11 protein-coding genes are annotated in these 12435 nt (G+C 65.5%); 6 read left to right on the forward strand and 5 right to left on the reverse strand.

What is annotated here, in order from left to right; all coding sequences use genetic code 11:
- The first annotated feature begins 48 nt into the window (after nt 1-48).
- Nucleotides 49-873 (forward strand): transporter substrate-binding domain-containing protein, encoded by an 825-nt coding sequence (locus ACK6AU_RS08035; protein ID WP_409298673.1) that lies wholly within the window; start codon nt 49-51, stop codon nt 871-873.
- Nucleotides 874-920: 47 nt separating this feature from the next.
- Here ACK6AU_RS08035 and ACK6AU_RS08040 read toward each other — a convergent pair whose 3' ends face one another.
- The 4 genes from ACK6AU_RS08040 to ACK6AU_RS08055 all read right to left on the reverse strand — a co-directional run bounded on the left by ACK6AU_RS08040 (nt 921) and on the right by ACK6AU_RS08055 (nt 5820).
- Nucleotides 921-1643, reverse strand: coding sequence for a FadR/GntR family transcriptional regulator (locus tag ACK6AU_RS08040; RefSeq protein WP_409298675.1), 723 nt, complete (start codon nt 1641-1643; stop codon nt 921-923).
- Nucleotides 1644-2025: 382 nt separating this feature from the next.
- Nucleotides 2026-4230 (reverse strand): OsmC domain/YcaO domain-containing protein, encoded by a 2205-nt coding sequence (locus ACK6AU_RS08045; protein WP_409298677.1) that lies wholly within the window; start codon nt 4228-4230, stop codon nt 2026-2028.
- A 110-nt stretch (nt 4231-4340) separates the two neighbouring features.
- The gene (locus ACK6AU_RS08050) at nt 4341-4868 is read right to left on the reverse strand and encodes an AAA family ATPase (protein WP_185700154.1); all 528 of its coding nucleotides are present in this window, start codon (nt 4866-4868) and stop codon (nt 4341-4343) included.
- 61 nt (nt 4869-4929) lie between these two features.
- Entirely contained in the window at nt 4930-5820 is an 891-nt protein-coding gene (locus ACK6AU_RS08055) for a LysR family transcriptional regulator (protein WP_185700155.1), read from the reverse strand.
- Nucleotides 5821-6065: 245 nt separating this feature from the next.
- On the opposite strand from ACK6AU_RS08055, the gene ACK6AU_RS08060 reads away from it, so the two are divergent.
- Nucleotides 6066-7262: an MFS transporter gene (locus ACK6AU_RS08060; RefSeq protein WP_409298680.1), complete on the forward strand. Its 1197-nt coding sequence runs from the start codon at nt 6066-6068 to the stop codon at nt 7260-7262.
- 4 nt (nt 7263-7266) lie between these two features.
- Here ACK6AU_RS08060 and ACK6AU_RS08065 read toward each other — a convergent pair whose 3' ends face one another.
- The gene (locus tag ACK6AU_RS08065) at nt 7267-7527 is read right to left on the reverse strand and encodes a helix-turn-helix domain-containing protein (RefSeq protein WP_409298682.1); all 261 of its coding nucleotides are present in this window, start codon (nt 7525-7527) and stop codon (nt 7267-7269) included.
- 114 nt (nt 7528-7641) lie between these two features.
- Here ACK6AU_RS08065 and ACK6AU_RS08070 point away from each other — a divergent pair, with 114 nt between their 5' ends.
- The 4 genes from ACK6AU_RS08070 (at nt 7642) to ACK6AU_RS08085 (ending at nt 12421) form a co-directional block, all read left to right on the forward strand.
- Complete coding sequence (locus ACK6AU_RS08070) at nt 7642-8508, forward strand: hypothetical protein (RefSeq protein WP_409298684.1); 867 nt, start codon at nt 7642-7644, stop codon at nt 8506-8508.
- 36 nt (nt 8509-8544) lie between these two features.
- Nucleotides 8545-8832, forward strand: a complete 288-nt coding sequence (locus ACK6AU_RS08075; protein WP_185700158.1) for a barstar family protein — start codon at nt 8545-8547, stop codon at nt 8830-8832.
- A 75-nt stretch (nt 8833-8907) separates the two neighbouring features.
- Nucleotides 8908-11463, forward strand: a complete 2556-nt coding sequence (gene valS, locus ACK6AU_RS08080) for a valine--tRNA ligase (RefSeq protein WP_409298686.1) — start codon at nt 8908-8910, stop codon at nt 11461-11463.
- A gap of 118 nt (nt 11464-11581) precedes the next feature.
- A complete protein-coding gene (locus ACK6AU_RS08085; protein WP_185700160.1) occupies nt 11582-12421 on the forward strand; it encodes an EcsC family protein in 840 nt (279 codons plus the stop codon).
- Nucleotides 12422-12435 lie beyond the last annotated feature (14 nt).

Raw genomic sequence — 12435 nt, forward strand, 5'->3', positions numbered from 1 at the left:
TGCTGCGCGCACAACATTGCCATGCCTATTTTTCCTGGGGACACAGATATGAAACGCAGTTTTTCATCGTGGGGTTCTGCCATTGCCACTTGCCTGTTGCTGGGGGCGGCTGGCGTCCAGGCCGCGCAACTGGACGAGATCAAGGCTCGTGCAGTGCTGGTCTGCGGCGTACTGGATATCTTCGAGCCATTCGGCTACACGGACGTGAAGACGCGCTCGGTGGTCGGTTATGACGTGGACGTTTGCCAGGCGGTGGCCGGCAAGCTGGGAGCGAAGGTCGAGATCAAGCCGGTATCCATCGAAGCGCGTATCGCCGAGTTGCAACAGGGCCACATGGATGTGCTCGGCGCGGGGCTGGCCCATACGCCGCTACGCGCCGAGCAGGTGGCATTTTCCGATGCCTACTATGTGAGCGAGAACGTGCTGGCGGTCAGGGCCGGTCGGGGCATCACCGCCCTCGGCGAGCTGGATGGCAAGCGCATCAGCTACGTCAAGGGCAGCATCAGCGAGGCCTATATCAGGCAGGCCTTGCCGGGCGCGACGGCGGTCGGCTTCGAGGATGTGTCCAGCGCCTTCACCGCCTTGCTCCAGGGCAAGGTCACGGGTTTCAGTACTTCGCAGGAGGTCCTGCACAAGTTGCTCAACCGCCTGGGTGACAAGGCCGGGCAGTACAGCATTCTGCAACCGGCCATCGGCCGGGAAGTCTGGGGCCTGGGCATACGTCGAGACGAGCCGGGCATGCTCGTCGCGGTGAATTCGGCGTTGCGCGAGCTGGAGGCCGAGGGGACGATGCAGGCCATCTTCGACAAGTGGCTGGGAGCCCAGACCCTCTACCGGATGCAGCGCTCCTTCAAGGTCCAGCCGATGCGCTGAACGCAGCGCGCGAGGGGCCGGCATGGCACGTCCATGCCGGCCCTCGTTCATTCCCGCGAGCTGATATCACGGCGCACCCGCTTGAGGTGGCCTTCGACGTAGAAAGCGGCCGCGTCTTCGTCGCCGCTGATGATCGCTTCGTAGATCAGGCGGTGTTCGGCCGCATACAGCTGGATGCGTTCGGGGTCGTAGATTCCGTCGTCCCGCAGGCGGTTCCACAACGGTTGCTCCATGGTCTTGTTGATTTCCTCGGCGATCCGCGTAATCAGGATATCGCCGGTCATCATCGCGAGCTGGCGGTGGAACAGCCGGTCGGCTTCGCTCCAGCGCGCTTGTTGCTGCGAATCGCCGATGTCCTTCACATCGCTCATCTGTTCCAGGTAGCGCTCGGCCAATGGGTCGCGCTGGGCACGGCGGGCGGCCAGGCGGGCTATCGCCGGTTCGATCAGCAAGCGTACTTCGAGGGTACTGATGGGGCTGAAGTCGGCATCCACCGGTGGCAGACCGGCATAGTCCGGTGCCGCTTCGTTCACCTGCAGCGGGCAATCGGCGACGTAGGTGCCTGAGCCATGGCGGGTGATCACCATGCCTTCGTTCTGCAAGGCACCGATCGCTTCGCGTACGGCGGGCCGGCTGACTTTCAGCCGCTGCGCCAGGTCGCGTTCGGAGGGCAGGCGCGAGCCACGGGCATACTGGCCGCTCAGGATGCCGGCGCGGATCTGGTCGGCAACCTGCTCGTAGATCTGCTTGGGGCGAAAGTCTGCTTGCATGGTGGCGGTCTCTCGGGGCACTAGCCGTCGGCTTGGGTTTGGCAGGTCGTGAATGTCAGGAGCCCATGGTACCGCTCGTGAAGACGGGAAACAGGGGGGCGGCATTTTCCGTTGTTGTTATCGGATGGCAGTGGCTGCCTGGTCAGATTGTTGCTGAGCCGTGGCGAACATGGGGCAGCCCCGCAGTCCGGTGCCTGAAACAAAAAAAGCACCCGAACAGGCGGTGTGAAAACGTCGCGAGTGAAGGCAAGACAAGGCAAAAACAGGCGAGGAAGCGGAGTTTACTGGCTGTAAATGAGCGCTCTGAGCCTGTTTTTAACGCAGTATTGCCAAACGCAGTAGTTTTCCCACAGCCTGCGAAGGTGCTTTCCTGCCGAAGCCCTCAGTTGGCCAGGCCAGCCATCCTGGCCCGTGCCGCGTGCAGTTTCTTGTAGCTGTCGATCAACCGCAGGTGCCGGTCCAGGCCCTCCAGTTGCATGCTGGTAGGCGTCAGGCCATGGAAGCGCACGCTGCCCCGTACCGAACCGATCACCGCGTCCATGCGCTCGTTGCCGAACATGCGGCGCAAGTTGGCTTCGTAGTCCGCCAGCTCCAGCTCGTCGTCCAGTTGCACTTCCAGCACCGCGTTCATGGCCTGGTAGAACAGGCCGCGCTCGACGGTGTTGTCGTTGTACTGCAGGAACATCTCCACCAGTTCCTTGGCCGGGTCGAACTGGCCCAGGGCCACGTGGATCAGCAGCTTCAGCTCGAGGATGGTCAACTGGCCCCAGGCGGTGTTGTCGTCGAACTCGATGCCGATCAGGGTGGTGATGTCGGTGTAGTCGTCCAGCTCGCTTTGCTCCAGGCGTTCCACCAGGCCGCGCAGGCCGTCTTCGTCCAGGCTGTGCAGGTTGAGGATGTCTTCGCGGAAGAACAGCGCCTTGTTGGTGTTGTCCCAGATCAGGTCGTCCACCGGGTAGATTTCCGAGTAGTCCGGCACCAGGATCCGGCAGGCGGTGGCGCCCAGGTGCTGGTACACCGCCATGTAGCTTTCCTTGCCCAGGCCTTCGAGGATGCCGAACAGGGTCGCGGCTTCCTCGGCGTTGGAGTCGGCGCCCTGGCTGGAGAAGTCCCACTCGACGAATTCGAAGTCGGCCTTGGCGCTGAAGAAGCGCCACGAGACCACGCCGCTGGAATCGATGAAGTGCTCGACGAAGTTGTTCGGCTCCATCAGCGCCTGGCTCTCGAAGGTCGGCTGCGGCAGGTCGTTCAGGCCCTCGAAGCTGCGGCCCTGGAGCAGTTCGGTAAGGCTGCGTTCCAGCGCCACTTCGAAGCTCGGGTGGGCGCCGAAGGAGGCGAACACGCCACCGGTGCGCGGGTTCATCAGGGTCACGCACATCACCGGGAATTCACCGCCCAGGGAAGCGTCCTTGACCAGCACCGGGAAGCCTTGCTCCTCCAGGCCCTGGATGCCCGCCAGGATGCCCGGGTACTTGGCCAGCACTTCCTGGGGCACGTCCGGCAGGGCGAGCTCGCCTTCGAGGATCTCGCGCTTGACCGCCCGTTCGAAGATTTCCGACAGGCACTGCACCTGGGCCTCGGCCAGGGTGTTGCCGGCGCTCATGCCGTTGGAGAGGTACAGGTTCTCGATCAGGTTGGAGGGGAAGTACACCACTTCGCCATCCGACTGGCGCACGAAGGGCAGCGAGCAGATGCCGCGCTCGATGTTGCCGGAGTTGGTGTCGTACAGGTGCGAGCCGCGCAGCTCGCCGTCGGGGTTGTAGATCCCGAGGCAGTATTCGTCGAGGATTTCCTTGGGCAGGGCATCCTTGCGCCCTGGCTGGAACCAGCGCTCGTCGGGGTAGTGGACGAACTCGGCGTTGGCGATCTCCTGGCCCCAGAACTGGTCGTTGTAGAAGAAGTTGCAGTTCAGGCGCTCGATGAATTCGCCCAGGGCCGAGGCCAGGGCGCTTTCCTTGGTCGAGCCCTTGCCGTTGGTGAAGCACATCGGCGACTGCGCGTCGCGGATATGCAGCGACCAGACGTTGGGCACGATGTTGCGCCAGGAAGCGATCTCGATCTTCATCCCCAGGCCCGCGAGGATCGCCGACATGTTGGCGATGGTCTGCTCCAGCGGCAGGTCCTTGCCGGGGATGCGGGTGCTGGTGCCGGCATCCAGGCTCGGCATCAGCAGGGCCTGGGCATCGGCGTCCAGGTTCTCCACTTCCTCGATCACGAACTCGGGGCCGGTCTGCACCACCTTCTTCACCGTGCAGCGATCGATGGAGCGCAGGATGCCCTGGCGATCCTTCTCGGAGATGTCCGCGGGCAGCTCGACCTGGATCTTGAAGATCTGGTTGTAGCGGTTTTCTGGATCGACGATGTTGTTCTGCGACAGGCGGATGTTGTCGGTGGGGATGTCGCGGGTCTGGCAGTACAGCTTCACGAAGTAGGCGGCGCACAGCGCCGAGGAAGCCAGGAAATAGTCGAACGGACCCGGTGCCGAGCCGTCGCCCTTGTAGCGGATCGGCTGGTCGGCCACCACCGTGAAGTCATCGAACTTGGCTTCAAGTCGGAGGTTGTCGAGAAAGTTGACCTTGATTTCCATGGGAGCTACCAGAATGACGAGCAAGACGAAAAGGCCGCCATTATCCGGTTTTTCACCCGGAAGTCTTGCGCTTTTGCGCCATGGCCGCCGACCGGTCCAGGCTGTCGCGTTCAGCCCGGCAGGCGGGGTGGCAGCGTCTCGAGCCAGCTGTCGATGTCCTGCACGCCTCGCAGATGAATCACCGGCACCTGGGGCGCCACGGCCTGGCGGACCTGTTCGATGCCCGGGCGATTGTGCTGGTCGAAGCGCCACACGAAACCCAGGAACTTGAGGAACTCCAGGTTCAGTTGCTCGTGGCAACCTGCCGGCAGGTCGGCGCGTGGACGGTTGCGCAGGCTGCGCATGAACACCCGGCGCAGGCAGGTGGTGCGCGGGGTGTCGAGCCAGATCACCAGCTCGGCGCGGGGCAGGCGCAGGTCGAAGGTGCGCCGCGAATAATTGCCTTCGCAGATCCAGGCATCCGTGGCGACGGCCTCGCGGACCCGGCTACGGAACAGCTGTGTATCGGCCTCGACCCAGCCGGGCTCCCAGAACAACCGATCCAGGTGCACCACCGGCACTGCGAGACGGCGCCCCAGCTCCCGGGCCAGGGTGGATTTGCCGCTCCCGGCGTTGCCCAGTATCACGATGCGTTGCATAACCTGGCCCCAGGGAAAAAGCCGCGCAGTCTAGCATCGGCTCCCGGGGCTGGGCAGGAGGTCAATGCACGCTATTGGCAAACAGCCCGAGGAGGAAATCGCGTACGTGGATCAGGCGCGGACTGCGCATCGCGGTCTTGTTCCAGACCAGGTACAGCTCGTTGCTGGGCGCCTCCTCCAGCGGAGTCAGGGACACCAGGCGGCCGGCTGCCAGGGCTTCACGACACTGGTAGTCGGGCAGCACGCTCCAGCCTTGGCCCTGGACCACCAGGTCCTGGATGATGCGCAGGTCGGCGATGGTCAGTGCGGCCTGCAAGGTCGGGGCGAACTGGAATAGAGCGGTCCATACCGGGCGGATCAGCGGCAGGTCTTCGTCGAAGGCAATCAGCGGCACAGCGGCCAGTGCCTCGGCCGATGGTCGCTTGCCCAGTTTCCGGGCCAGCTCCGGGGCCAGCACCAGGAGGAACCGCTCGGTCAGCAGCCGGGCGAAGCCATGGGCATGTTCGTCCGGCAGCGAGGCGGTGATCGCCAGGTCCGCGGTCGAGCTGTCCAGCAGGCTGTAGATGCGCTCGCGGTTGCCGGTGTGCAGGCGGATCTGCAAACCCTGCTCCAGCAGGGGCGCGAGCCCCGAGGCCAGCTTGCCGTGGATGAAGTCCGAAGGCCCGGCGATGTGCACGGTACCGCTCAGTTCATCGCTCTGGCGGTAGGAGGCCATGCGCATTTCCAGCCCGTCGAGCATCGGCCCGATGGCGCGGGCCAGCTCGTCGGCGGCCTCGGTCGCGGTCACGCCCCGCGAGCGCCGCACGAACAGCGGTTTGCCGACGAAGGCTTCCAGCGCCTGGATGTGCAGCGAGGCGCCGGGCTGGGTCATGCCCAGCGCCTGGGCGGCACGGGAGAAGGATTGCAGGCGGTAAGCCTCGATGAAGGTACGCAGATGGTCCAGATGGCTCATGAAGCGGTATCGCGCCGCGGTGGGCGCCCTCGCGAAGTGTTCCCGGTTGATTGGCGGACAAGCGTCCGGCGGCGCGTTGGCTGGCCGGCCAAGGGCTGGCCAGCATAGTGGCAAGCCTGCTTGAGGTATAAAAATAATTTGGCCTGACTGCCAAAAGGTTAATTTTTTGAAATGACAGGGTCTCTCTACGATTGCGCGCATCCCTGGCCCCAGGCCGGTTTTCCAACTCTTCGGAGCGCGTGTCCATGCCCTTCATCGTCTATATCTTCGGCCTCAGCGCCTTTGCCCTGGGGCTTGCCGAATTCGTGCCCATCGGCCTCACCGACGTCATCGCCCAAGACCTGGGCCTCAAGCTCGAGCAGGCCGGTGGCACGGTCACCCTGTATGCCCTGGGCGCGACCGGCGCCGCACCGATCCTTACGGCCCTGACCGCAAGCTGGCCGCGCAAGCGGGTGATGCTCGGCACCGTGCTGGTGTTCTGCGCCGGGAGCCTGGGCGCCGCCCTCGCCAGCAGCCTGTGGGCGCTGTTGGCGGCGCGCTTTATTGCGGGCATGGGCCACGGCCTGTTCCTGGCCGTGGCTTCCAGCACCGCCGCGCGCCTGGCCGGACCGAAGCAGGCCGGGCGTGCGGTGGCGGTGGTGTTCTCGGGGTTCACCCTGGCCATGGCCATTGGCGTGCCCATCAGTACCTACCTCGGCGGCCTGTGGTCCTGGCGGCCGGTGCTGGGGGCGATTGCCGGGTTCGGTGCATTGGGTTTCCTCGGGCTGCTGGGCATGGTCGAGCCGGCCAGGGCCCCGGGGGAGGCCGCTGGCGAATCCGTCGTCCAGGCACTTCGGGCATTGCTGCATCCAGCCTTGCTGGTGGCGGCCCTGGTGACCGTGCTGGGGTATGCCGGCTCATTCAGCGCCTATACCTACATCGCGCCGCTGTTGACCGGGGTGACCCAGGTCAGCATCGCCACGGTTGGCCTGTTCATGCTCGGTTATGGCGTGCTCGCCGCAGCCGGCAATCTGCTGGGAGGACGGCTGGCCGATCGCCTGGGCGTCGACCGGGCCAGCCTCATGGCGCTCGCCGGCATCGCCGGGTGCGGGCTGGGATTCTGGGGGCTGGCGCATTCGGCCCTGGGCATGGCGTGCTGCGTGGCTTTGCTGGGGCTGTTCACCTACGCCGCGGTGCCGGCCTTGCAGGCTCGGTTGATCGGCATCGCCCAACGGCATGCGCCCCATGCCCATGCAGTGGCGGCCGGGCTCAATATCGCCGGCTTCAACCTGGGGATCGCCCTGGGAGCGTGGCTGGGGGGCGTTACCCTGGGTTCGCTGGGGATTGCCCGCATGGGCCTGGCCGGGGCGGGGCTGGCGTTAGCCGGGCTGGCGCTACTGGGGTGGCTGGTGGCCGTCGCGCCGGGACGCACCGTGGCCCGTACCAGCCGTTCGCCGTGCTGAAGGGCTAGTGGTCGCCTGGCCAGGGCCTGGTTTCCCGCTCTCGTGCCGCGACGCCCTGGCGCCACTGGGCCGGGGTCTGGCCTGCTTGGGTCTTGAACAGCCGCACGAAGTAGCTGACGTTTTCGTAGCCGGCTTCGTAGGTGATCGCCTTGACCGACATGTCGCTGGCCAGCAGCAGTTTCTTGGCCTTGTCGACCCACACCCATTGCAGGCCGGCGGCTTCCTGGCGGCCTGCGGTCCACCTGGACGCAAACGGGCGTCGCAATTGCCATGTGCCAGCATCTTGTGGCTGGCAAAAACCTGCTTATATGATTCCAGCCCCATACCGCAGGCCGCCTCGGCAGGCGGTCCAGCAAGGCACTACAGGGATGTTCAACGCATGAAAAGCAGGTTCGACGCTGCGCACAAGACCGGCCGCCTGGGCCGGGCCCTGACGGCCCTGGCCCTGACGGCCCTGGCCCTGGCCACCGCAGCCCTCGCGGCGCCATTGGCCGGCTATGCCAAGGATCCCTTGATCCCGCCCGGCGCGGTGCTGGCGCTGATCAACAACGTCCAGATCGATGACCAGGCCGAAACCTTCGAACTGGAAGATGGCGTGGTGTCCAACTTCTGGTATGGCCGCGAGATCGACCTGGGCGGCAAGCACTACTACGCGACGTTCTCCTGGTTCACTCGCGACCGCGCGGCCCGTGAGGGTGAAGACTTCATCGCCCCGGAGGTCAAGGTGCGGCTGGCGGACGCGACCTTCGAACTGGCTCGCCCGGGTCAGAAGCAGCCTTACGATATTCGCAGCATCGAGCGCAAGATCGGTTTCTTCGGTGCCCGCGAGCAGCCCGAGGAAGTGGACACCAGCCGCGAGGCCCTGGAGTACCGCACCAACGATGGCCGCCTGGTGCTGGCGGTGCCCACGGCCACTTTCGACAGCGGCTACGGCATCAGTGGTTATGCCGTGTTCGTGTTCAACCCGAACAAGACCCCGGACCAGGACGGCTGGGTCTGGAGCTACCTGGGCCAGGTCTTCACCGGCGAGGACAACTCGGCGGCCTGCGACGACGGCACGGTGATGCCCTGCATCGCCAACCAGGGCGAGCTGAATTTCGTGGCGGCCCAAGGACCCATGCCGCGCTTGCTGGTCAAGTTCAGCGGCACCACCTCTGCGGGCGACGCCCAGACCCGCAAGATGGACGATGCCGATGACGTCAGCTACGTCTTCGATGGCAAGCAGGTGCAGTACGTTCGCCAGTGATCGGTGCGGGTGCCTGAATCCAGGAGTTGCTTGGAGGTGACCGGTTTGCAGCGGTTGGATATCGATTTGAGCGCGGTGGGCAGTTCGGCCGAATTGCACATCCTGCTGCGCGACGCCCTGGGGTTTCCCGCTGGGTACGGCTGCAACTGGGATGCGTTCTGGGACGCGATCACCGGGCTGGTGGAGATGCCACGGCAATTGTCGTTCCACGGCGGGTCGACATTGAGCCAGCGCTTGCCCGACGATGCGCGGCAGCTGGCCCAGTGCCTGGAGCGCATGCGCGTTGAGTACCCGCAGTGGGCGCCGCAGGTGAAATGGCTTTGAAAGGGCGATTTACTAATCCGTGTCCTTGCTCTATAAATCTGTCTTGCGGTGCGCACGACTGCGCGCCATCTGCCGATGACAGGAGGAAGCTATGTCACCGTTAAACGTGAAAGCCTGACGATTTGCCCCACCCCCTCGCTTGAACATCTCGAGACACGCTGGTCCCAGCGCTGGCTCGAAGAAGGCACCTACGCCTTCGACCGCAATGCCCCACGGAACGCGGTCTATTCCATCGACACACCGCCACCCACGGCCTCCGGCTCGCTGCACGTCGGCCATGTGTTCAGCTACACCCACACCGATATAATCGCCCGCTTCCAGCGCATGTGCGGCAAGACTGTGTTCTATCCCATGGGTTGGGATGACAACGGCCTGCCCACTGAACGGCGCGTGGAGAACTACTACGGCGTGCGCTGCGATCCGGATGCCACGTACCAACCGCAGTTCCAGCCGCCGACTACGGTAGCCCGGCGCCGCAGCGAGTATGTCGCGATCAGCCGGCGCAATTTCGTCGAGCTGTGCCATCGCCTGACCGCCATCGACGAGCAGGCCTTTCGCAACCTGTTCGTGCAACTGGGGTTGTCGGTGGACTGGGGGCTGACCTATGCCACCATCGATGAGCGGGCGCAGCGGGTCAGCCAGCGCGCGCTCTTGCGCAACTACCAGCGTGGCGAGCTCTACAGCCAGCAGGCGCCATGCCTGTGGGACGTGACCTTCCAGACCGCCGTGGCCCAGGCCGAGCTTGAGGATCGCGAGCAGCCGGGAGCCTGGCACGACCTGGTGTTCCGGGGCGACGGGGGGCAGGCGCTGCGCATCGCCACCACGCGTCCGGAGTTGCTGGCGGCCTGCGTGGCGCTGGTGGCGCACCCCGACGACCTACGCTACCAGGGGCAGTTCGGGCAGGCGTTGCGCTCGCCGCTGTTCGAGGTGCCGGTGCCGTTGCTTGCCCACCCCCTGGCCGATCCGCAGAAGGGCACGGGGCTGGCGATGGTCTGCACCTTCGGCGACCTGACGGACGTGCTCTGGTGGCGTGAATTGCAGCTGCCGACCCGTTGCATCATCGGCCGCGACGGTCGCTTGCTGGCGCAGGCACCTGAGTGGCTGGCCGATCCCGCCGGACGCCAGGCCTATGCCGTACTGGCCGGTTGCAGCCTGGCCCAGGCACGCCAGCGGTTGTTGCCGCTGCTGCACGGGTGCGGCGGCCTGCTCGGCGAGCCACGGCCGATCCGCCATGCCGTAAAGTTCTTCGAGAAGGGGGACCAGCCGCTGGAGATCGTCGCCACCCGCCAATGGTACTTGCGCAATGGCGGACGCGATGCCGCGTTGCGCCAGCAACTGCTGGAGCGCGGCCGGGCCCTGGCCTGGCACCCGTCATTCATGCGCAGCCGCTATGAGCATTGGGTCGGCGGCCTCAATGGCGACTGGCTGATCAGCCGGCAACGGATCTTCGGCGTGCCGCTGCCGTTCTGGTACCCCCTGGATGCCCGGGGCGAACCGGACCATGACCGGCCAATCGCCGCCAGCGAAGACTCGCTGCCGGTGGACCCGACCCTGGACACCCCACCGGGTTACGAGCCGGGCCAGCGCGGCCAGCCCCATGGTTTCATCGGCGAGCGCGACATCATGGATACCTGGGCCACCAGCTCCCTGAGCCCGCAGATCGCCGCGGGCTGGGAGGAGGGCGATGGCCTGTTCGAGCAGGTCTTTCCCATGGACCTGCGGCCCCAGGGCCACGACATCATCCGCACCTGGCTGTTCTCGACCCTGGTTCGCAGTCACTTCGAGCAGGCCGCCGTGCCCTGGCGCCACGTGGCGCTGTCGGGCTGGATCCTCGATCCGGACCGCAAGAAGATGTCCAAGTCCCGGGGCAATGTGGTCACCCCCCTGGCGCTGCTCGAGCAGTACGGCAGCGACGCGGTGCGCTACTGGGCGGCCCTGGGGCGGCCGGGTAGCGATACCGCCTTCGAAGAGCAGCAGATGAAGATCGGCCGGCGCCTGGCGCTCAAGCTGTTCAACGTCTCGAAGCTGGTGTTCGGCTTGCCCGGCGACCCCGCCGGGCCGGTGTCGCAGGCGCTGGACCAGGCCATGCTGCAACGCCTGGGAAGTGTCGCCGGCCAGGCCCGGCAGGCACTGGAAGGCTACGACTACAGCGCTGCCCTGGTACGCATCGAGGGATTCTTCTGGTGGTTCTGCGATGACTACGTCGAGCTGGTCAAGCGCCGCGCCTATCGGCCCGAAGGGCACTCGGCGCGTAACGCCCTGGCCCGAGCCTTGAGCAGCCTGCAGCGGCTGTTCGCGCCGTTCCTGCCTTTCGTTTGCGAAGAGGTCTGGCGTTGCTGGCAGCCGGGTTCGGTGCACCGTGCGTCCTGGCCCGAGGCCTGTGCGGTCGAGGCTGATGTGGAGTCGTTGCTGGAGGCGGTCAGCGCGACGCTGGCGGCGATCCGCAAGGCCAAGTCCGATGCCCGGCAATCGATGAAGGCGCCAGTAGCGCGGGTCGAGCTGGTGGACCAGGCGCCGTCCCTGGAACGTTTGCAGGAGGCCCGCCAGGACCTGCTGGAAGCGGGCCAGGTGGCGCAACTGCTGTTCATCGAAGGCCCCGAGCGGCAGGTGCGGGTCTGGTTGCAGGATTGACCCCCTGTACTTCCGCCCGCCCAGCGCTGTTCCTGCAGCGCTGGGCGGGCGGTTTATTTTCCCGGGTCGATGCTGCCAAAATGCTCGCCCGTACCAGCGCCTGCCAAGGGAAGCCCCAGTGAATATCCAAGACAACCTGCAAGACTACAGGGACCTCAAGCGCGCCGTGGGCCTCTTGGAGTCGCCATCGTTGACCGCACGCCTGTCGGGCTTGCTGGGCTCGCCCATCGAGAGTGCGGTCAAGGCCTTGCCGGCGGTGGTATCGCAGAAGATCAACGGCGCGGTGGTGGCCGCGCTGCACAGTTCCGCCGATGCGGCCTTGTGGAGCCTGGACAACCAGCCGAAGAAACAGGCCTCGCCGCGCTTGCACAAGTTGTATGCGGCCGCGTCGGGGGCCTTGGGGGGCGCCTTCGGTTTTGCTTCGCTGTTCGTCGAGCTGCCGGTGTCCACCACCATCATGATGCGCTCGGTGGCCGATGTGGCACGCAGCGAGGGGTTCGACCTGGAGGATTTTTCCACCAAGCAGGCGTGCATCGAAGTGTTCGCCATGGGCGGCAACAGCGAGGCCGACGACGCCACTGAAACCGGTTATTACCTGACCCGCAGCTTCACCACCCAGGCCATGCAGCAACTCTCCAAGGAGCTGGCCGCCATCGCCGCCAAGCAGGGCGCCGATGCCGTCAGCCGGTTGTCGCCGGGGCAGGTGGGCAAATGGCTGGCGGTGCTGATCGAAAAGGTCGCGGCGCGCTATGGCGTGACCATCTCCAGCAAGTTCGCGGCCCAGGCGGTACCCGTGATCGGTGCCGTCACCGGCGCCACCATCAATACCCTGTTCACCGACTTCTACCAGGACATGGCCCGTGGGCATTTCATCGTCAAGCGCCTGGAGCAGCAGTACGGTTTCGAGCCGATCAAGGCGGCCTATGCCGAGCTCAAGGGCAAGCGGCTGGTGGACTGAGGCCCAGGTGCTGC

It is taken from the genome of Pseudomonas sp. KCJK8993, assembly GCF_046230915.1.
Classification (GTDB): domain Bacteria; phylum Pseudomonadota; class Gammaproteobacteria; order Pseudomonadales; family Pseudomonadaceae; genus Aquipseudomonas; species Aquipseudomonas piscis.